At 65.7% G+C, this 19,993-nt stretch carries 19 protein-coding genes; 8 read left to right on the forward strand and 11 right to left on the reverse strand.

What is annotated here, in order from left to right; all coding sequences use genetic code 11:
• From MJD61_07330 to MJD61_07340, 3 genes are all read right to left on the reverse strand, one after another.
• On the reverse strand, positions 1-197 hold a 197-nt coding region (locus MJD61_07330), incomplete at its 3' end, for a hypothetical protein (GenBank protein MCG8555084.1).
• Between the two features lie 20 nt (positions 198-217).
• The gene (locus MJD61_07335) at positions 218-1,462 is read right to left on the reverse strand and encodes a M20/M25/M40 family metallo-hydrolase (protein MCG8555085.1); all 1,245 of its coding nucleotides are present in this window, start codon (positions 1,460-1,462) and stop codon (positions 218-220) included.
• Positions 1,463-1,699: 237 nt separating this feature from the next.
• Entirely contained in the window at positions 1,700-3,238 is a 1,539-nt protein-coding gene (locus MJD61_07340) for a hypothetical protein (GenBank protein MCG8555086.1), read from the reverse strand.
• A gap of 171 nt (positions 3,239-3,409) precedes the next feature.
• On the opposite strand from MJD61_07340, the gene MJD61_07345 reads away from it, so the two are divergent.
• Complete coding sequence (locus MJD61_07345; protein ID MCG8555087.1) at positions 3,410-4,183, forward strand: rhomboid family intramembrane serine protease; 774 nt, start codon at positions 3,410-3,412, stop codon at positions 4,181-4,183.
• Between the two features lie 133 nt (positions 4,184-4,316).
• On the opposite strand, the gene MJD61_07350 is transcribed toward MJD61_07345, so the two are convergent.
• Complete coding sequence (locus MJD61_07350) at positions 4,317-6,617, reverse strand: amino acid permease (protein MCG8555088.1); 2,301 nt, start codon at positions 6,615-6,617, stop codon at positions 4,317-4,319.
• A gap of 115 nt (positions 6,618-6,732) precedes the next feature.
• Here MJD61_07350 and MJD61_07355 point away from each other — a divergent pair, with 115 nt between their 5' ends.
• Positions 6,733-7,905 carry a membrane dipeptidase gene (locus MJD61_07355; protein ID MCG8555089.1) on the forward strand — a complete coding sequence of 391 codons (1,173 nt, stop codon included), beginning with the start codon at positions 6,733-6,735 and terminating at the stop codon, positions 7,903-7,905.
• A gap of 181 nt (positions 7,906-8,086) precedes the next feature.
• Here the strand turns inward: MJD61_07355 and priA are convergent, their stop codons facing one another.
• Positions 8,087-10,327, reverse strand: a complete 2,241-nt coding sequence (gene priA, locus MJD61_07360) for a primosomal protein N' (GenBank protein MCG8555090.1) — start codon at positions 10,325-10,327, stop codon at positions 8,087-8,089.
• Between the two features lie 67 nt (positions 10,328-10,394).
• Positions 10,395-11,174, reverse strand: coding sequence for an EscU/YscU/HrcU family type III secretion system export apparatus switch protein (locus tag MJD61_07365; GenBank protein MCG8555091.1), 780 nt, complete (start codon positions 11,172-11,174; stop codon positions 10,395-10,397).
• Between the two features lie 200 nt (positions 11,175-11,374).
• Between MJD61_07365 and mutM the strand changes: the two genes are divergently transcribed.
• Together mutM and MJD61_07375 are read left to right on the forward strand one after the other, a co-directional pair.
• Positions 11,375-12,295 carry a bifunctional DNA-formamidopyrimidine glycosylase/DNA-(apurinic or apyrimidinic site) lyase gene (gene mutM / locus MJD61_07370; GenBank protein MCG8555092.1) on the forward strand — a complete coding sequence of 307 codons (921 nt, stop codon included), beginning with the start codon at positions 11,375-11,377 and terminating at the stop codon, positions 12,293-12,295.
• Positions 12,277-13,209, forward strand: coding sequence for a prenyltransferase (locus MJD61_07375; GenBank protein MCG8555093.1), 933 nt, complete (start codon positions 12,277-12,279; stop codon positions 13,207-13,209). Before mutM ends, MJD61_07375 begins: the two co-directional genes overlap by 19 nt.
• On the opposite strand, the gene MJD61_07380 is transcribed toward MJD61_07375, so the two are convergent.
• The 4 genes from MJD61_07380 to MJD61_07395 form a co-directional block, all read right to left on the reverse strand.
• Positions 13,206-13,943 carry a ferrochelatase gene (locus tag MJD61_07380; GenBank protein MCG8555094.1) on the reverse strand — a complete coding sequence of 246 codons (738 nt, stop codon included), beginning with the start codon at positions 13,941-13,943 and terminating at the stop codon, positions 13,206-13,208. The two genes, MJD61_07375 and MJD61_07380, sit on opposite strands and share 4 nt — an antisense overlap.
• An 89-nt stretch (positions 13,944-14,032) precedes the next feature.
• Positions 14,033-14,305 (reverse strand): hypothetical protein, encoded by a 273-nt coding sequence (locus tag MJD61_07385; protein ID MCG8555095.1) that lies wholly within the window; start codon positions 14,303-14,305, stop codon positions 14,033-14,035.
• A gap of 720 nt (positions 14,306-15,025) precedes the next feature.
• A complete protein-coding gene (locus MJD61_07390; protein ID MCG8555096.1) occupies positions 15,026-15,370 on the reverse strand; it encodes a type II toxin-antitoxin system PemK/MazF family toxin in 345 nt (114 codons plus the stop codon).
• The gene (locus tag MJD61_07395) at positions 15,367-15,669 is read right to left on the reverse strand and encodes a ribbon-helix-helix protein, CopG family (GenBank protein ID MCG8555097.1); all 303 of its coding nucleotides are present in this window, start codon (positions 15,667-15,669) and stop codon (positions 15,367-15,369) included. The genes MJD61_07390 and MJD61_07395 overlap by 4 nt, the downstream gene beginning before the upstream one ends.
• Before the next feature lie 178 nt (positions 15,670-15,847).
• Between MJD61_07395 and MJD61_07400 the strand changes: the two genes are divergently transcribed.
• Both MJD61_07400 and MJD61_07405 read left to right on the forward strand, forming a co-directional pair.
• Positions 15,848-16,132 carry a hypothetical protein gene (locus tag MJD61_07400; protein ID MCG8555098.1) on the forward strand — a complete coding sequence of 95 codons (285 nt, stop codon included), beginning with the start codon at positions 15,848-15,850 and terminating at the stop codon, positions 16,130-16,132.
• A gap of 30 nt (positions 16,133-16,162) precedes the next feature.
• A complete protein-coding gene (locus tag MJD61_07405) occupies positions 16,163-17,392 on the forward strand; it encodes a DUF488 family protein (GenBank protein MCG8555099.1) in 1,230 nt (409 codons plus the stop codon).
• 79 nt (positions 17,393-17,471) lie between these two features.
• On the opposite strand, the gene MJD61_07410 is transcribed toward MJD61_07405, so the two are convergent.
• Positions 17,472-18,185, reverse strand: coding sequence for a hypothetical protein (locus MJD61_07410; GenBank protein MCG8555100.1), 714 nt, complete (start codon positions 18,183-18,185; stop codon positions 17,472-17,474).
• A 151-nt stretch (positions 18,186-18,336) separates the two neighbouring features.
• On the opposite strand from MJD61_07410, the gene MJD61_07415 reads away from it, so the two are divergent.
• Both MJD61_07415 and MJD61_07420 read left to right on the forward strand, forming a co-directional pair.
• Entirely contained in the window at positions 18,337-18,588 is a 252-nt protein-coding gene (locus tag MJD61_07415; GenBank protein ID MCG8555101.1) for a helix-turn-helix domain-containing protein, read from the forward strand.
• Positions 18,589-19,336: 748 nt separating this feature from the next.
• A complete protein-coding gene (locus MJD61_07420; GenBank protein MCG8555102.1) occupies positions 19,337-19,855 on the forward strand; it encodes a DUF1016 domain-containing protein in 519 nt (172 codons plus the stop codon).
• Positions 19,856-19,993: the final 138 nt, after the last annotated feature.

Genomic DNA, 19,993 nt, shown 5'->3' on the forward strand with positions numbered 1-19,993 from the left:
CCGGCGCCGCCACCCGAGCCAGCGCCCCCGGGGCCGGCGCCGCCTCCCGAGGTCGTGGGTCCGGGGTCTGCTCCGCAGCCGCCGAGCGCCAACGACAACGCGCATGCCAGCAGTGCGATGCGTGCGATGCCCCTGCCCGCAGCGGCTTTGGAGAACATGGAAAGGTACGTAAGGCCCGAGTTCGTTCTTGCCAACATAAGCATTCCCGGTGCGAGGGTTACAGCTGGGGCACCATCGTGGCGTGCCACTGGTCGTAGCCCAGGATGATGAAATGGGATAACGAGATCGCGTGGGCGAAGCCTCGCTGAAACCGCATGCGCCCGCCCGCCTCCATGATCACGTTGTTCACGGTGTCGTTGGGCTGGTGATAGCCGTTGTAGTCGCTGGCGCGCTCTCCACCGGCGAAGCGAAACACGGGTACCCCCGCCTGCTCGAAGATTTCCTCGTCCGAGTTGCGGGTGTTGGTCATGCGCGTCTCGGTGATGGTGCGGTTGGTCATCAGCCCGCCGGGCTTCTGGCAATCGTAGAGAATCGCCTCGACGAACTTCATGTTTGCCCCGCGGTACTGGGTCAGCGCCGATGCCATTCCCATGTTGAAGCCGAAGAAGGCGTAGAGCTTCCAGTTGGCGTGGCCGGGCTTGTTCAGGCCCACCATGTCGTAACCGAAACCGTGATCGAACTTCTTCATGTTGGTCGCGACGAACTTGTCCACGTAGGCTTGCGAGCCCTGGCGTCCGATCTCTTCAGCATCGAAGAACAGACACGAGATGGATTTGTTGGTGGGAACCGGAGCCAGGTTCTTGCAGATCTGCATGGCTGCGGCGACTCCAGCGCCGTCGTCGTACGCACCCTGGACCGTGTCGGGCACCACGTCGTAGTGAGAAATAATGCCGAGGTAGTTGTCGGGCTGGGTCAGCCCGCGCTTGATGCCCTCCACGGCACGCACGGTGCCGCTCCTGCCCTGAAGCTCGTGGATGGTCGTCTCGTAGCCGGCGGCCACGAGCTCGTCCCGCAGGAACCTCCCGGCCATGAGGTTCTTTTGCGAGCCATTGACCCGGCGCGTGTACTTTCTGACGAATTGTTGCCACCAGGTGACCGCGCTCGCAGGGTCGTACATGGGCGGAGGGAACGTAGCCACCGTGTTGCAGAGCTGCTCCATCGGCGTCGCACCCGGGGCCGGCGTGCCTGCCGTGGGCGGCAGCGAGCCGCCGGCTCCGAGCCCGCCCATTCCTCCGGCGCCAGTACCGGCCGCTCCGCCGGCTCCGATCCCGGCCAAGGGCGCTCCACCGGTACCCGTTCCGGCGCCGGCAGGACCCGTGCCTGCGCCTCCCGTCAGGGTGCCGGCCGCTCCGCCCGGTCCCACGTCGCTGCCGCCACAGCCAGCGGCAGCACACCACCACAGGCCCCAGCACGACAGGGCCGCAAGGTACGAAGCGCAGGCTGAGATCCTGGACACCGACATGCTTTCCGTCCTGTCTTTGTGGCCCGGCGCCAATCCGAACCTGCCTCCACCGCCGCTGGCGCGAAGTGACAAGTAAGCCTCAGCAAGCGCCGCAACACAACCGCTGCGGATCGGCGCGGACCGGGCGCCGCTGGCAAGGCGCGACGACGAGGAATACTGGTGGTAGTTTGACGGGAAGCAACGCAGCCACAGGTGGTCGGAGCCAGCGAAACGGAGCAGTTAGGTTGCGGCGTCTCCTTAGCTACTACCGTCTGTGCCACGCCTGTGCAAGCGGCGTCGGTGGCCCGGGTCTGCGACGCGCCGCCTGCGGCGTGTCAGACCTGCGGCGTACGCCAGCAAGCCGAGCAGAGCCCCGAGGGCCGCCGTACGTGTGCTGAGCTCGTGACCAGCAGCGGCCAGGACGCAGCCGCAGCCGCTGCTGGCCGGGCTCGAGACCGGGCCTGCCTCCGGGGGGTTGCTTGGCCCGGAGTCGCTGGCGCCGCTGTCGGGTCCCGAAACGCCGCCTGCATCGCCGGCGGCCACGCCCCCGTCCAGCACGGGGCAAGCGCCGAGCCGCATGCAGGTCATGGGCCATTCGCCCGGACAGAACTGGGTGGTGGTGCTGTTCGCGGGACAGGCCAGCGGGCCGGGCAGCTGGCTTACGAGCATCTGGGGCGCGAAGGGGTCGACGCCCATGGGGGGGAAGTCGACTTGGGGCAGCAGACCCAGGTCAAAGCCCTGGACCTCCCGGTTGGCGCAAGCGTATAGACCATGCGCGGTCCACTTCAGGCAGTAGACGGGCCCTGGATAGACCTTGACAAACCGAAAATCTGCCGTGGATGCGCGCCAGATGCCAAAAGCCTTGGGATCGTACATCGTATTGCCGGGCTTGTTTCCAAAACCAGCCAGAATAGTCGATCCGTCGGGCGACAGCGCCAGCCCCAGCAACTGAGTGCTGTCACGCAGCAGCGTCATCCACGTCCGGCCACCGTTGGCCGTGTGAAGCAGCAGGTCCTCGTCGATGCCGCTCGCGCGTACGAACACCGTACCCTTCTTGGTTGGGTGGACCGCCCCGATGAAAGGGGTGACGTCGAGCGAAGTACCGGGAATGGGCAAGGTCATCCACGACCTTCCGCGGTCTGTCGAGCGCAGCAGCACGCCCTGGCCCTGGCCGTCCACGCCGCTCGCATAGATCCGGTTTGGATCCGAGGGCGCGGTTTCCAGCGTGAACAACAGAAGATCCGTGCCGAGGTCGCCTCCGATCTGGGTCCAGGTTGTCCCGTTGTCGGTCGACTCGAAGAGGTAGTTGGCCGGCACGCCTGTTGCCAGTACCGGCGAAGCGAGCGCGAGCGCGCGGGCGGGGTTGTTTGGATCCACGGTCACATCGGTGACGAAATTGCCCATCAACGGTCCTGGGACGAACTCGAAGCTGCAGCCGTGGTCCCGGGATATGGTGAGGCCGTCTGTCAGGCCCACGATGATGGAGCCGTCTTGCAGGACCCCGACCCCCGGGTCCAGCTCGCCGCTGTAGCCCATGGAGCGCTCGCAGATCCATGACCAGTGCGACTCGCCGGCGCGTATCGTGAGCAGCCCGAAGCTCACCCGCAGCCAGACCCGCCCAGGGTCCTGCGGATCCTCGATCAGCTGCTGAGCATGAGGGTAGCGGCCGTTGGCAGCGGCGTGTGACGGGAAACCGCACAGCACGGCGAGCAGCGAGCAAATCCCAAGGGCTCGCGCCAGCCTCGAGAGTGCCGAGCTCGCGGCCAGCCCCCGATGGACAAGAGACGATCGCATCATGTTTCGTCGTCCGGATCCTGTCGCACAAAAGCGCTTGTAACGCTACTCGATCCAGCCTCTGCTCGATCCAGCCTCTGCTCGATCCAGCCTCTGCGCGACGCCTTGGCACGGCACGAGCCCCGAGCCCGGAGTTGGCCAGCGTCCTGCGCCGGCATTAGAACAGTTGGCACCATGATCCCCATCAGCGACGACAACCCCACGCTAAGGCGCCCCGTGGTGACCATCGCCCTGCTTGCGGCGCTGGGTCTGGTGTGGCTGTTCATCCAGGGTGCGGGATTCGACCAGATCGCGCTCGCAGCCAGCGTCTGCAACTACGGCCTGGTGCCGGGGGAGCTCACCGGGCTCGCGCGCCTAGGGGGCGGCGTGCCCATCGGCCCCAACATGCTCTGCGTCGTGGATGACTACCCGATCAACTTCGCCACGCCCGTCACGTCCATGTTCCTGCACGGAGGCTGGGCCCACATCCTGGGCAACGCGCTCTTTCTCTGGGTGTTCGGCAACAACGTCGAGGACGCCATGGGCAGGATGCGTTTCGTCGTCTTTTATCTGCTGTGCGGGTTGGCCGCGGCGGCCCTGCAGATCGCGGTCAGTCCCGCATCGCCCGTCCCCATGGTCGGAGCCTCGGGCGCGATCTCGGGCGTCCTCGGCGCCTACCTGGTGCTGTTCCCGCGCGTGCGCGTGAAGGTGCTGTTCATCTGGTTCATCTTCGTGCAAATCATCTCGGTGCCCGCGTTCCTCATGCTGCTGTGGTGGATCGGCTACCAGGTCCTGGCTGGCTTGCCGAGCCTGCTGAGCAGCCAGCAGAGCGTGTCGGGAGGCGTGGCCTTCTGGGCACACATCGGTGGCTTTATAGCGGGCGTGCTGCTGATCAAGCTGTTCGAGGACCCCAAGCTGACGCGCAGGATGCGGGAGCATACGCGCGCCCGCTACCAGCGCTGGGGTTAAAGGAATGGATGCCAGAGCGAGTGCGCCCGGAGGCCCGGACCGAGGAATAGCAGCGCTACGGCAGCTCCGGATCGACACGGTGCAGGGCCGGGACGAGGACGTAAACCGCTATGGCGCCATTCTGGACAGGAACTCAGGCGCGACGTTCGTGGCTCAACATGATAGTCGCAACCTCGGTACGGGTGGCGATGCGCAACGCGACCTCGCCGAACAGACGCTGACCTCGATGCCGCTGCAGGCCCAGGATCACGATATCGGCTTCGGCAGCACGCCGAACCACGCCCTCGACAACGTCGTCGGCTACCTCGATTTCGGCGGACGCTGTCGCGGGCGGTGCCTCTTCCTCGGCAAAGCCCTGAAGCTCACTGCGACTGCGCGCCAGCCGCTCTTCGCTGCTGCCAGACGGCAGTACGCGGAGAAAGACGACCTCGCGATCGGTGCCGCGACACAGCCCGCCGAGCAGGCGTGCCCGCAAGATGTCGTGCTCGCTCTTGCCTCCGATCGGTACCAGAATGCGGCGTGCCTCGGTCGGCCGAAAACCGGGTGGTGCTCGTAGAATAGCCACATCCATGCGTACCTTGTTGAGCAGGCGCTCGAGCGCCGCTGCCTGCAACACGTCGCCGCTCCCGGTGTCATGCAAGCGCGACAGGCCGAGGAATAGGCTCTCGCATCGATGCTCGGAAGCGACCCGAGCGATTTCTGCCCAAGGATCGTCCGCCACGGTGATCAGCGTTTCGGGCTCGTGACCGGCCTCGAAGGACGCGCCGATGGCTCTGCTGATCTCCTGACCCAGGGTGAAGGGCTGCGGCTCGCCCACGTGGCTGACCCGGTCCGAACGGCGCAGCACCGACAACAAGAGCACCCGCCCAAAACTCGGCGGGGCGAGCGCCGCGGCCACCTGGACCATCGCGGGCGCGCTCTCGGGGTTTGCCACGGGCACCAGCACCAGGGGGCTTCGGCCGCGCAGCCGCACGAGGCCCGGATCTGCTGCCTGCGAGTACGCGTCGACGGCCTCGGCCCGAGTGGAGAACAGCGAGTAATAGAGCATGCCTCCCAAGGCCAACCACAGCGCGGTGATCTCGCCGGCGCTCGGCACCTTTACCGCCTGAAATACCGCCAGGGCCAGGCAAGCCACGCCTCCAACCGCCGGCAGCACAGGGAACCAGGGTGTCTGGTAGGCGTCGGGCGCACCGCCACCCCGCCGGCGAGCCAGGTAGGCCGTAAGGTGGACCAAGGCGAACGAAACCAAGAAGATCAGGCTCGCGGCAGCTCCGGCCGAAGCCAGGTCGGGCACCATGATCAGGATCGCGACGAGCGTTAGCGCGCTCGCAACCACTGCTCCCGCAGGCGTCCTTCGCTCTGGGGACAAGCGCGCCAGCACCACAGGCAAGGTCCGATCTCGGGCCATGGACAGCGCAACGCGGGACGCGGCGAGCAGGTTGGCCGCGAGCGCCGACAGCGTCGAAAGGACCGCCGCCACCGACACCAGCCAGTAGCCAACGCGACCGAGGTAGTTGCCGACGCTCTCGGCCATCAGCGTTTCGGGATGCTCGGTGGCCATCTGCACGATCGTGCTGTGCGGGTCCCGCCCCACGGTCGACGTGATCAGCAGCAGCGGCAGGTAGATCAACAGCGCCGCTGCGAGCGACAGGAGCATCGCACGTGGAATCACGCGTCGCGGCTGTTTGACTTCGCCCGCGATAGCCGCAATCAGGTCGAAGCCCTGCAGTGCGATGAAGGTGAACCCCATGGCGGACAGCAATCCCACGCCCCCGGTAGGCAGCCAGGGCCTGGTGCTGCGTTCGATGAGGCCTGCCGGCGCCTTTGCGAGAGCCCACAATCCGGCGCCGACCAGCACCACAAAGAGCACCACCTTGCCTGCGGTTGCCCAATAGCCGCCGCCGGCGTTCGAGCGAATCAGCGAAAGCGTGTAGCAGCCGGTTGCAGCAAACGCCAAGAGCAGGACGATTTGGCGAGAGGCCAGCCAGTCCGGTGCATCGCCGCCGAGGCTCACCAGGTCGACGAGCATCACCGAGGCGTACTCGGCGAAGCCGAGCGCATAGAGCACACCTGCTACGATGTACGCAAACCACAACACCCAGCCCACGGCAAAGGCGGCCCGTACCGACAGGACCTTCTTCGCGAAGGTGTAGGCGCCGCCGGACTCGGGAAACGCCGTGGACATCTCGGCGAAGCTGAGCGCGGTCAGCACCGCGATGAAGCCGTTGAGCCCGAACGCGAAGATGGCGCCGGGGCCCGCGGTTTGGAATGCCACGCCGGCCAAGACCAAGATGCCGCCCCCCACGATGGCGCCGACGCCGACGCCCGTGGCGCCCAGCAACCCAACCCGACGTTCCGCTTGCTGGTCACCAGCCATGAATAAGAGCCGGCAGCCTAGTACAACGGCACGGAAATAGCACGATTGCGTGACCATCGTGCTCGCATCGCAGCTTGAGTAGCAAGTTGAGACGCATGCCTGCCACGGTGTGTAGGCGGGTACGGCGACGGCGTAAACTGTGTTCTGCTATGCTCCGGCCAGAATGATCGGGATGAAAGGACTGCTCGTGTTGGCTGCAGGCTGCCTGGCCGCGTGCTCCAGCCAGAGCCGCGAGCTTCGCTTGCTGCGAGAGAATCCCCTGATCGACGGCCACAACGACCTGCCTTGGAGGATCCAGCAACGGGCGCGCGGAGACATCCACGCGCTCGACATCCGCGAGCCTCAACCGTCGCTCCACACCGACATCGCACGCCTGAGGGCCGGCGGACTAGGGGCGCAGTTCTGGTCCGTGTACGTGCCCACTTCGCTGCAAGGCGACGCAGCGGTGCGAGCCACCATGGAGCAGATCGACATCGTGCACCAAATGACGGCCGAGTACCCGGACGCCTTCGAGCCAGCGCTCACAGCCGCCGATATCGAGCGCATCCACGCCAAAGGCAAGATCGCCTCGCTGATAGGCATGGAGGGCGGTCACTGCATCAACGGTTCGCTCGGCGCACTCCGGATGTTCTACCGGCTGGGGGCTCGCTACATGACACTCACCCACAGCCACAACACGCCCTGGGCCGACTCCTGTACCGACGAGCCCGAGCTCGGGGGGCTTAGTGCTTTCGGTGAGGAAGTCGTCCGAGAAATGAACCGTCTCGGCATGCTCGTCGACATCTCGCACGTGTCGGCCGATACGATGCGCGACGTGCTGCGCGTGTCGAGCGTGCCGGTCATCTTCTCCCACTCCTCGGCCCGTGCGCTCACGGACCATCCGCGCAACGTACCCGACGATGTGCTCTTGCAGCTCAAGGCCAACGCTGGAGTCGTCATGGTGACCTTCGTCGGTAGCTTCGTTAGCGAGAAGGTCCGGCTGCACAGCGAGAAGCGCAAGGCCGAACGCCGGCGACTGGCACAGCTGCACGGAAACGACGAGGAGCGCGTCAAGGCGCTGCTCGAACAGTGGAGCAAGGACAACCCGGGTCCCCAAGCCCTGCTCAGCGACGTCGCCGATCACATCGACCACATCCGCAAGGTGGCCGGCGTCGACCACATCGGGATCGGCTCGGACTTCGATGGAACGAGCCACACTCCCCAAGGGCTCGACGACGTCGGCCATTTTGTCGACCTGGTTCGAGAGCTGATGCGACGCGGCTACAGCGATGAGCAGATCGGCAAGATCCTGGGACGCAACGTGCTGCGTGTCATGCGCGCGGTAGAGGACGCGTCACGCCCTTAGGGCCCACGGAAGAACAACTCATCCATCTCACCGGTTCCGACCACCGCTGGCTATGTTGCGCCTCCTCGAAACATCCCCAATATTCCTCGTCGTTGCGCCTTGCCAAGGGCGCCCGGCCCTCGGCGATACAGAAGAGTCATTCTTCCGTGGGCCCTTAGATCCGAAGCCTCCCAAGCTGCAGCTAGAGCATCGAGACCGGATCGATGTCGATCGTCGCGCGCGCCGGTGTTAGGCCCTGTTCGATGCGCGCGTTCAATCGGACGACGACCGAGCGCAACAGCCCGCGGTCGCTGGCCCGCAACAGAAGACGATAGCGGTAGCGTCCCCGCAGGCGCTGGAGCGGCGCGGGCGCGGGACCGAGCACACGCACCGCGCCGGTGAGCACCGCCTGCTGCGCTCTCGCGAGTTTGGCCAGTATGTCGGCTGCCGCTCGTGCTCGTTTCTCGTCTCCGGCATCGGTACGTACCGCGGCAAGCCGGGTCAGGGGCGGGTAGCCGAGCTCCCGCCGCAGGGCGAGCTCCCCACGGTAGAAGCTCGCGAAGTCGTGAGCCGCCGCCAAGCGCACCGCGAGATGCTGTGGCTGAAAGGTCTGAAGCAGAACAGTTCCGGCACGCTCACCACGGCCCGAACGGCCGGCGACCTGTGCCAGCAGCTGGAACGTGCGTTCGCTGGCCCTGAAATCCGGAAAGGCCAGAGACTGATCCGCCAGCACGATGCCTACCAGCGTGACGCCAGGCATGTCGTGACCCTTCGTCACCATCTGGGTGCCGATTAGAATGTCGATTTCCCGCCGGCGCAGGCGCCTCAGGACGCTCTCGAGGCCGCCCTTTTGCGCTGTGTCGCGATCGAGCCTGGCAACCGTGGCCGGGGCAAACGTTTCGCTGAGCGCGGCTTGTAGCCGTTCGGTGCCGGCCCCGAGCGGCAGGAGTTGCGGGTGCTTGCATGCCAAACAGCGCGTATTGGGCGTGCCGAAGTCACAGTAGTGGCAGCGAAGCGAGGCCTGCTCGCGGTGCTCGGTCAGCGCCACGCTACAGGCAGGGCAGACCATGACGCGCCGGCAGGCCGCGCAGCGTACCGCGGGCGAGAACCCTCGGCGGTTCAGGAACAGGATGGCTTGCCCCTGCTGTGCCAGGCAGCTTTCAAGGGCACGGTGCAGCGGGCCCGTGAGCAGCGGATGGCCGGATGGACCCGAACGGTTGCGCCCGAGGTCCACGATCTGCACCTTGGGCAGCGGTTGCGCCGTGGCACGTTCGGGCAGCTCAAGCAGCGTGAACTTGCCACGCTCGCTGAGATAATAGCTCTCAAGCGACGGAGTCGCGCTTCCGAGCACACACACCGCTCCGGCTCGATGGCTGCGCAGCAGCGCCATGTCCCGCCCGTGATAGCGGAACCCGTCCTCCTGCTTGAACGACGCATCGTGCTCCTCGTCCACAATCACCAGACCGAGCTTGGGCACTGGGGCAAAGACCGCGGAACGTGCGCCGATCGCGATGCCTACACGCGCCGCGTGCAGGCTATGCCAAGCATCGGCGCGCTGGCGTTGGCCTAGGCCGCTGTGCAGTACGGCAATGCCGTCTCCAAAGCGTGCCCTGAAGCGCCCGACGAGCTGCGGCGTGAGCGCGATTTCCGGCACGAGCATCAGCACGCCCAAGCCGAGCGCTCGTGCGCCGGCGATCACCTGCAGGTAGACCTCGGTCTTGCCCGATCCGGTGACGCCGTGCAGCAGGAACGTGGCCGGACCCCCGCCGAGACGCGATCGGAGTCGCGAGATGGCGCGTTGTTGTGCGGCGTTGGGGACGACCGGCCGCTCGGCCGGCACCGGCGCGGCGAAGTAGGGGTCTACCACCAGTTCGCGCTCCTGGCTGCTAACGAGACCCTTGGCTTCGAGAGCTCGCACCACAGCCCTGACATTCGCGACATGCTCGCGTAGCTCCGGCAGGCTCCACTCTGGACGCTGGCCCAGCAGATCGAACACGCGCCGTTGCTTGGCTCCCAGCTTCGGGCAGTCACCTTGTAAGGGCTGCCTGCGAACCACGAGCACCCGGCGGCGAGCGACGCTGCGGCCCGGCAGCGTTTCCTTTTGGTCAAGGAAGCGCGCGCCTCGCAGCACCCGCACCGACTTCGTGTCGAGTGCAGGCGCGGCGCTTCGCAAAACCTCGCCGAGCGGATGAAGATAGTAGGCCGCGGCGTTCCTCAGAAACGCTAGCAGCTCCCTGGGAAAGATCGGGCTCGGGTCCAGGACGGCCACGATCTCTTTGACCTTGGCACCTGCCGGTGCGGTCTGTGCGGATTCCGTCACGTAGCCCACGAGCTTGCGTCCAGCGAAGGAAACCGCCACACGGCATCCGGGTCGCACGCGATCGCGCCAAGCATCCGGCACGCGATAGGTGAACAGGCGGCGCACGGGGACTGGCACGGCCACAGCGACACAGTCCGTCGCCGGCTGCTCGGCGGTGAGTTGGCTTGTCTGCCCAGTGCTCGCGACGGATTCAGCCATCGGTCAAGCGCGCCTGCGGTTCGTGGCTGTACACTGCTCGCGCACGGGACGCGCGGCGCGCGCGCTCACGTCGGCGCCAGCCGAGCGCGTCGGCCTCGGTTTCCCGCAGCTCCCGCTTCAGTTCGCTCTGGGTCATCTTGAGCTCTTCGCGAAGACGGTGCCGTTGGTAAAGGACATCAAGCACTGCCAGCAAGGCGAGCGGTGCAAGGGAGTGGAGCACGGTTCGGGCGCCCAGGCCGGCCGCATGGCCCGCAACGTGCCCCAGTTCGTCGGCCCTCAGCAGGGCCAGCGCGTCGCGGACGGACGCGAGCAGTGCGACCGATAGCGCGCCAACGAGCGCTACCTTGAGCAAGGACTTGAGCAGCGGCCAAGCGAGCCCCGAGGCAATGCGCCGAAAGCCGCGATCGGGTGCCAGGCGTGCGAGGTCAATCCGAAATGCGCGCAGGCTGAAGAGCGGCCCCACCTGAAGGAAGCCCGATAGCCAGCTCAGCGCAAAAACGACCGCTGCCGAGATGATTAGGGGCTCGCCTGCGAGCACCGTGCAGCTGCGGGCCACCGCAACCGGGTCGCCGCCGCGGGCAATGGTATGCAGGCTCAGGTCGAAGCACTGGCGCACCCGGGCCAACAGAGACGGCCCCAGCAGAGCGAACAAAGCCAATGCGCCGAGCAGCAACGCGACCAGCGTGGGCTCGCCGCTCCGTGCCACCTGCCCGGCCCTGCGAGCGCGCCGCAGCTTGCGGGCCGACGGGGGATGACGACGGCTTTCGCTCATGGACCCGGCGCCTAACCTGCCACAGCCGATTCTGAGGCGCCAGGCCGATAGGACCACGGACCGTTCGGGTCTGCCTTGCCATCTGCGCCCAACGACAACGCGACGATAGGCGCGCGTTGGTCGATCCGAGCGCCACCGGCCTCGCTCGGTCATGCGGTCAAGCGGACCGCAGCGGACCACGAGGCCGAGCGGAGGGCGCCTTGTCCAAGGCCCACCAAGCAGGCTATGGCCAAGCCATGCCCGAGCTGCCCGAGGTGGAGATCACCCGTCGCCGTATTGCCCCACTGCTGGTCGGAAGGGCACTGCGCCGGGTCTACACGAGCCCCGACAGCTACGTATTCCTGACGAAACCCGATCGCCTGCGCCGGTTGCTTCGCAGCAGGCGTTTCGAGGCTCTTGAGCGCCGCGGCAAGTACTTGCTTGGCAACTTGGATGACGGGTCGAGGCTGCTGCTTCATCTCGGGATGACCGGCCAGCTGTTTGCTCGAGGGGTCGCGAGCGTAAGGCTGCTGCGCCGGTCGGCGCGCGCTGCGCTGGGGCCCGAGCAGACCACGGCACCTTTCGAGCCTGACGCGCATACGCACCTGCGGCTTTGCTTCGACGACCGCGGCGCCGACGTGCTGTTTCGCGATGTGCGCAAGTTCGGCAAGATACAGCTGCTGGCACCGGGCAGCAGCTGTGCCCGGCTCGAACGACTGGGCGTCGATGCGCTCCAGGCTACCGGCGGCGCGCTGTTCAGGGCCACGCGGACCCGCCGGGCCAGCATCAAGGCCGTGTTGCTCGATCAGTCGGTCCTTGCGGGCGCAGGAAACATCTACGCCGACGAGGCCCTGTTTCTCGCTGGTATTCATCCCGAGCGCGCTGCGAGTCGCCTCCGCCGCGAAGAATGTGCCGACCTGGTTAGGCAGCTCAGGCGGGTCATGCGACGATCCCTCGAAACCGGTGGATCGAGCATCAACGACTTCATCGCGCCCGATGGACGCGACGGAGGCTACCAGGATGAGCGCCGCGTATATGGCCGCAGCGGACGGCCCTGCGGCCGCTGCGGGCAGCGCATTCGCAGCACACGCGTCGGTCAGCGCACGACGCACTACTGCCCGAGATGTCAGGGCGCAGCGTGAGCTCGGGCTTTCGCGCCTGGCTGCAGGCAGCGCGTCCGCTGGCACAATTCAACATCGCACCGCCCATGCTTTTTGGGCAGGCGCTTGCTCTTGCCACGACGGGGCGTTTCGAGCTTGGCTTGTTGCTGTGGATCCAACTGTACGGGCTACTCGATCAGCTCCTGATCGTCTTTACCAACGATTGGGCCGATCATGCGACCGACCGCACCAACACCACGTTCAATCGCTTTTCCGGTGGCTCGCGTGTCCTCGTGGAAAACAAGCTCGGGCGTCACCAGCTCGCGTTCGCCGCCCGGCTCGTGCTCGCGTTTGTGATCTTGCTGGCACTGTATCTGGCGTTTGCGCGCCAGCGCCCTTTGACACTGTGGTTGACGCTCGCCGGAGTGAGCCTGATCTGGGCCTACGACCTGCGGCCGCTGCGGCTGTCGTATCGGGGAGGAGGGGAGGTGCTGCAAGCCCTTGGCGTTGGGGTGCTGCTGCCGGTGCTCGGCTACTACCTGCAGTCCGCTACCCTGGCCGGGCTACCTTGGTGGGTGCTGGGATCGACGTTCTTGTTAGGGTACGCCGGCAACATCACGACCGCGCTGCCGGATTTCCCCTCGGATCGCAACAGTGGCAAGCGCACCTATCCTGTCCGTAACGGGCAGCGCGCCGGCCGGGTCGTGAGCCTCGTGCTGCTCGCGCTCGCGGCGCTGGTACCTGGTCTCGGGCTTGCGGGCGAGCATCCCAGGCTGCGCTACCTGGCGTGCGCTGCGCCGCTTGCCTGTGTGGCTCTGAACCTGAGCGCGGTGAGCTCGGCTGACGCGCGTGACCGTGCTCGTTGCACCCGCTTCGTCACGCTCAACTCCGCGGCCGCTGTCCTGCAATGGTTGCTGTGGTCGCTGGCGCTCGGCATGGGCAGCGACTGGAACTAGCGAACCAGGCCGAGGGCTTGTGCCTGCCGCTCGCGCAGCTGGCTGAAGGGCAGGTTCCAGATTGGGCGTGCCCTCGGGTTCCAGGCTTGAACAGGGATCAGAGCGTGCTTTGCCAGGTGCCTCATGAGACGCTCCTCGTCATGTGGTGTGCGAGAGAATGCAAACGGATTGCGGGGCACATCGCCGGCCAGGCGCGGATACTTGGGGTCGTTTTTGGCGATCAGCTCCAGCAGTTGTTCGCCGCGCTGCAGCAGTGCTGCGAGGAACGGCCGGCTCAAGGGTCCGCAGCCGGCCCGAGCTCGCGGTTCGGTTCGCACCCAGCGAGCCCAATCAAAGCCGTAGAGGAAATCGTGCGCATACTGAAAGCGCACGCTCGTGCCTTGGCCAAAGAGGTCCTGAAGCGACACGATCATCGAACAAAGCTCCCGCAGCTGCAGCGCGGGTCGCGGGCTGCGCTGCGCTTCGAAGAGCAGGCTGGCGGCCAGGAAATCGAAATCCCAGAACAGATTGCCCGGGAAGCTGCACAGCTGGGCGCGGGCTATGGAGGCCAGGCCCGTGCCGAAAGCCTCCAGGATCGGCGCCGGCTGATCCCTGAGCAGCGCGTCCGAAAGCTCACTCAGCAAGGAGGCTCGACGTCGATCGGGAGCCAGCGAACCGGGCTCGCCCACCGCAGCTTCCAGCTTCGCATCGGCGTGTGCCAGCACCTGCAGCGTGTCGTCGAGGTTCCACACCATCGAACCTCGAGTGAGGGTAGCGTCCTTGCACAGCGATTAGGAGCCGCCACACACCAACCGTGCAAATTGGCGGGGCGCTGGCTTGGTTGCTACTTCTCGGCGTATCCCCGATACTCCGGGCCGTCGCGTCCCGCCAACGGCGCGCGGTCCTCGCCGAAATACTCCAGTCGGAGAAAGGACGCCGCCGGTACCGACCAAGCGCGCGGAAATCGCTGGCCGCCGGGGCCCGGTGTGAGCGTCGCAAACGGAGTCGGGGTGTAGGAGAAGTGCGCTTGCCCGTGCTCGTCGGTCACGACGGCAACCAGCGCTTCGCCCCGGCTGCTGTACAGCGTGAGCGGTACGGCGGGCTTGGCTCCTGTCACGGTCACCGATTCTGATCAGCAGTTCACGCAATCGCTGCGTGTTCTGAAGCGTAGCTATAGCTACATGTTGGTGCAAAAAGGGGGTTGTATACCCCCCTGCGGATCGTCTGGATCGCACCGATCGGTGAAACCGATGGGTGTCGATCGTGCGTGTGGATCGTCTGGGCCGTTTGGTTCTGCTTTCGATACCCCAGCATCTGCACTCCTGTAGGCAACCGGTGATCGCTGCGCTCGGTTGCGCGCCCGTTCGCGATGTCGGCGTGCTGGACGTGCGGAGCAACTTGTGGGCAGGGATGACCTGGCGTCGTCCGGGCGGGGGGTCTCGCGCGCAGGGCCCGGCGGTGCCCCCCGGACTCGCGCCTTGAGCCTGAGGAACAACCGGGGGCCGGCTCGGAGATGCTCGCTTCACGACAGCGTCCATCAGCGCTCAAACATCAGGACCCCCCGCCGGTCCCTGCGCGCGAGACCCCCCGCCCGGACGACTTGCGTGGTGACTGGCTTGGGGCGACGTTGTGGGCGGCGAGAAGGCCGTCGGTGCGAGCTGCGTGCGCGGCCAGCTGAGGCGGGTCTGCCGGCGAACGTGCCCGTCTGTACGACCGCGGAGGGCAGCCTCGGCCTGTCGCCCGGCGGGGCCCATGGGTAGCTGTTGAGAGCTGCTGGACAAGATAGGTCAAGCCGCCCACAGCCCCCGTCGTACGATCGGGGTGAAATAAATCCGATTCAGCCGAGCCCGAGGAACAGCTCGAGCCCCTGATCGATCTGGCTGAGCTCGTTGTCCGCCACCCGACCGAACACGCGCCGGATGCGTCGCTTGTCCACCGAACGGATGTGGTCGATAAGGGCGTACGACGTCTTCGCGAGGCCGCTCTTGCCGGGTGACAGCTCCGGATAGAGCGCTCCCTCGCCCGCGGTGCCCGTCACGGGCACGATGGCAATCAGCGGGAAGCGCTGGTCGGCGTTCACCGCGGGATCGCTGACGGCGATGCACGGTCGCAGGCCGCGTTGCTCGCGGCCAACCGTGGGATCGAGGCCAACGAGGACGACAGTGCCGCGGTCGAGGTTCATTGCTCCTCGACCCAGCCCTTACTCTCGACCCATCGCACCGGAGTGCCCGCGGACATGTCGACCAGCCCCTCATCGCCCTCGGGCAGCGATGCAGCCCATTCGCCCAAGCCGGCGTCGGCCAGCTCTGCCGCCTCGGGGTGTGGGTGCTCAAGCGAACGGCGGAGCTCCTCGTGGCGCCGGCGGGCCAGCTCATGCTCCACCGCGTCTTTGATGAAGCGACTCCGGTTGCGCTCGAGCCGATCGATGCTCTCAACCAGCTCGGCGGGCAAGGTCACGGTCACGCGTTCGGTCGTCGCCATCTGCGCGTCTCAAGTATGATAAATAGTAAGATCATACTAGTCGTCGCGCAAGTGGCCTCCCCAAAACTCCAGCAAGTCTGGCGCGCGCTGGGGCTTCCTTTCCGTGGGTGCCACTGCCTGCTGGGCAGGGCCGATCCAGGTCGTCCCGGCGTGCAGCCGATCAGCGAGCGGGCGCTGCGTGCCGCGGTGCTGCGCACGCTCCAAGGTGGGCGCCTTCGAGCCCGAGCACGCGTTGAACCTCCTCCTGCTCGCACCCGATATCCAGGAGCAGATCCTATTCCTACCCCGCACCGTCAGTGGCCGGGACCCCATCAGCGAGCACATGCTTCGCCATGTCGGCGCCACGCCGGTGTGGAGCGAGCAGCGGAAGCGGTGGGCGGCGATCGCCAGCGACGCCGGGTTTCTCGACGACCACACCGAACGCGCCGAAGCGTTTCTGGATTCCGGGGATCAAAGCGCCTAAGATGACTCGGGGAGAACGCCGCGAGCGGATATGTATGCACGACAACGAGTACTTCTCGACTTTCTTCTCCAGGCGTCTCGACGCCCGGGCAAGCTTGAGCTCGTCAAGTGGTTGTTCCTCGCGCGCCACGAGAGCGACGTAGCCAATCGGGTCGCCTTCTACGACTTCCTGCCGTACCAGTACGGCCCGTTTTCCTTCACTGTCTACAAGGACCTCGCCGCGCTGAGGGACGAAGGGTACCTGGCCGACAAGGTTCTGAAGGTGCTTCCGGAGGCGCGCGAAGAGGCCGAAGACGAGGTCGCCGGCCTGACACGCCGGGTTCGCGACTGCGTTTCGTCCACGCTGGATCGGTATGGAGGCCTCCGGCGCGACGAACTTCTCCGGGTCGTCTACGATCGCTACCCCTGGTACGCGTCACGTAGCCAGCTCGTCTCCCACGACGACGTTGAAGAAGCTGCAGAGGTCGCCGTCTACACGGTTGGCTATGAGGGCCGTTCCGTCGATGCGTTCCTCGATCATCTGCTGCGCAGCGGGATCAAGCGCGTCATCGATGTCCGGCGCAACCCATTTTCACGGAAGTACGGATTCACCCGCCGAGCGCTCGACAACCTATGCGCCAAGGCCGACATCGACTACGCCCACTTTCCGCAGGTGGGCGTGCCGTCGCGGCTGCGGACAGACCTGTCGACCGAGAAGGCGTATCGAGCGCTGTTCCGACACTACGAAAAGGAGATTCTCCCCGAGCAAAACGACGCGGTGGCCGAGATCGGCGAGCTCATGGAGGAATCGCAGCCCGCGATCGGCCGGGATGGTCTTCCGCCCCTCGAGGCGCAGCGCCTCGGGCTCGAGGCCTACGCGAGCGATCTCAATCCCGTCGCGGTGCTCATCAACAAGGCGATGATCGAGATCCCGCCGAAGTTCGCCGGCAAGCCGCCGGTGAACCCCGAGTCGTTCCAGGCGCTCCTCTGGGCTGTTTACGTCCTCGTCGCTGCCCTGCGACGCCGCCTCGCCAGCCTGAACGGGTACAGCAGAAGAGAGCGTGGCGGATTTGCAACGTGGCGGATTTGCAACGTGGCGGATTTGCCACCATCGTGGTCCTACTTGCCGGCCGCTCCTGACGGGGACGGTCGACTCGGCCCCGTGGCGGCCCGTTGCCGAGTTCTGCGACTTGGCTCGCGGCCTAGGCTCGAGTTTGAGCGGTTTTCACGGCTGCAATCGCCGGGAAAGCAGGCATTTCGGTGTTGCTCCTCGTCGCAATGACACCACCATTACTCCTCGTCGCGCCTGGAACTGCCTACTTTCGCAGCAATTTCGCTTGCAAAAACTGCTCAACTCGAGCCTAGGACTCGAAGAGCTCGGCGGCGCTGCGGACCCGCAGGCCGCGTCGGATCCACGTGTTCAGCTGCTCCAAGTCGGTGCAGCTGAGGATTCGCGCCCGCTGTTCCGCGTTGGCTGGGATGTCGCGGGCCTGCAGGATCTGCAGCAGCGCCTGGGCTTCGCCCTCGGCGCGCCCCTTTTCCAGCCCTTCACTGCGCCCCTGAGCAAGGAAGCGCTTGGCGAACGCGCTCTGAAACTCGTACTTGTCTAGATCCATCGCTTCCAGGGCCTTCCTCGCTGCCTCGCCGAGCGAGTCATAGATCAGGTCTGAGTATAGCAGAACTCGTTCGCCCTCCAATCCGGCGACCGCCCCCAGTGCGGCCACCGCAACCTCGAACGCCCGCCCCGGCGCTGCGCTGGCGCCATGGGCCACGGCCGAAAGCACGGCGAGCTCCGGTGTGCCCCTAGCCGCGGACGGGTCCGCGATGATCGGAACGGCATCGGGCCCGAGCACGAACGGCCGAAAGCTCCAACCCGGGCCAGCTTCGATTGGTTGGGCGCACCAGCGGGCGATCTCGGCACTGGGTGCAACTACCAGCAGGCATGTCGGGCAACGCAATCGAGCGCGCAGGTTCATCACGTATGCGGGCCAGCTGAATCGCTTCCTCGCGTCGGTCCCCAGTTGAACCTCGAGCACAATGCCGAGCACGGGCTGGTCACCACTGAGCAACACCACGAGGTCCGCGCGATACTCCGCGGGCTGCAGGTCATTCCCAGGGGCTCTGATCGACTCCTCGATTCTATTCGACGTTAATCCGTTCTTGTGGGCAGAGCTTGGGTCAGGTACCGTCGTGCTCCAGCGGAATGCTTCCCCCATGGAGCGGAACATGACGGAGCCCTGGGCCTCGGTCGACGAGGTCGCCAAACATCTCGGAGTCGCCAAGGACTCGGTGTACCGGTGGATTGAGAGTCGCGGCCTCCCCGCCCACAAGATCGGCCGGCTCTGGAAGTTCAAGCTCTCCGAAGTCGACGAGTGGGTACGCGCGCAGGGTGACGACGCACCCGTTGGGCGGAAGGGCGACGGGGGCGCGTCGCGTCCAGGGGGGGATAATCCATTTGCCATCTGCGACCCATATTGACCTGACTACTAAGAGTGTTTTGCCTTCTGGTGTGGGAAGGAAATGCAAAATGATCAGAATCTTGATACTCGGGGTCATATGCCCAACATCAATGTTGGCCTGCGTATCAATGTCCGCGCCGGTCGACGACGCGTCTAACGGTTTGGCGGTCGGCGGCCTCCAGGAGATGGGCGAGTCCTGTGCGTCGGATAGTGAATGTCGTAGTGATTTTTGCGATTTGGGCGTTTGCGCTACCCCGGCAGATCGCTATGGCAGAACATGTGAGCCGAAGCTGGCTGCGAGTACGGGTCTTTGCGGAGCCTTTCTGTGCCTAAACGGTAGGTGCCGTTCATGTCGTTCAGAGCAAGACTGCTGTAGAGGCTGTTTTTGCAACAATAATCATGGCAGGCGCCCGGGTCGTAGCTGCGGGGCCTATCGTCTAGGCCCCGACAATGTTCCGATTACGTCGGTCGTAGTTGATTCCGGTGCGCTTCCTCCTTTCCCGCCCCATGCGATTCCATCGGGTCCGTCCGGACCTCCGAAGCCGGTCAGCGATTCGGGCATCCGGTAGCCGGAACCCCGCGGACCTGTTCCGCGCCGCCTCCGCCTCCGTCACCTCCACCGCCAACGAAGCGGGCTGGTGCTCCCGCCCGATCCGACCTGGGTTGGCGTCCGCCGGCGTGCTCCGGCACTTTCGTCGCAAGCGGTAGCGTAAGTGTGCGAAATGAGCTGCGGCGGTGTCCGGCACGCTTGGTGCGGTGTGCGAAGCATGACGCAACCACGCTACATCGTCCCTGGAATGACGGTGATGGTCACGCGCCGCACGCTGCGCCGCACCCACCTGTTTCACGACGCTCACCTTCTCTCATCTGCTCGAGCTCTCACGGATCGACGACGTCACGCCACGCGCTTTCTACGAGCTCCACTGCCTGAAAGAGCGCTGGTCCGTGGGGAGCTACAGCGACAGCGGGACAGCATGCTCTACGAGCGCATCGGCCTGAGCGAGAACCGCGACGAGGTTCTCGCCCTGGCCCGCGAAGGAGCCCTGGCCGACTCGACGGCCGGGCAGCTCCGCGATCCATACGTTTTCGAGTTCCTCGGCATCGAGCGGCGCGCGGCCATGACCGAGAGCGACATCGAGCGAGCGCTCGTCGACGACCTCCAGAGCTTCCTGTTCGAGCTGGGCCGCGACTTCTGCTTCATCGCCCGGCAGTTTCGGATCACAGCCAAGCAAGCAACCCTGACCGGAGTGAAAATCGAGGCAGATTCTGGTGACGACCCCTTTTGACTGCGGTCTGTACCAGTCGATCGAAGATCGTCTGCAGCACCGATGCGTCCGACAACTGCCCAAGCCGGACCAAGGTTTTAGCGTCGGGGACCTTGCCCCCTCCGATACGACAGAACTCGCGATAGGCCACGTTACCGG

This window comes from Pseudomonadota bacterium, from assembly GCA_022361155.1.
GTDB lineage: Bacteria > Myxococcota_A > Polyangia > Polyangiales > JAKSBK01 > JAKSBK01.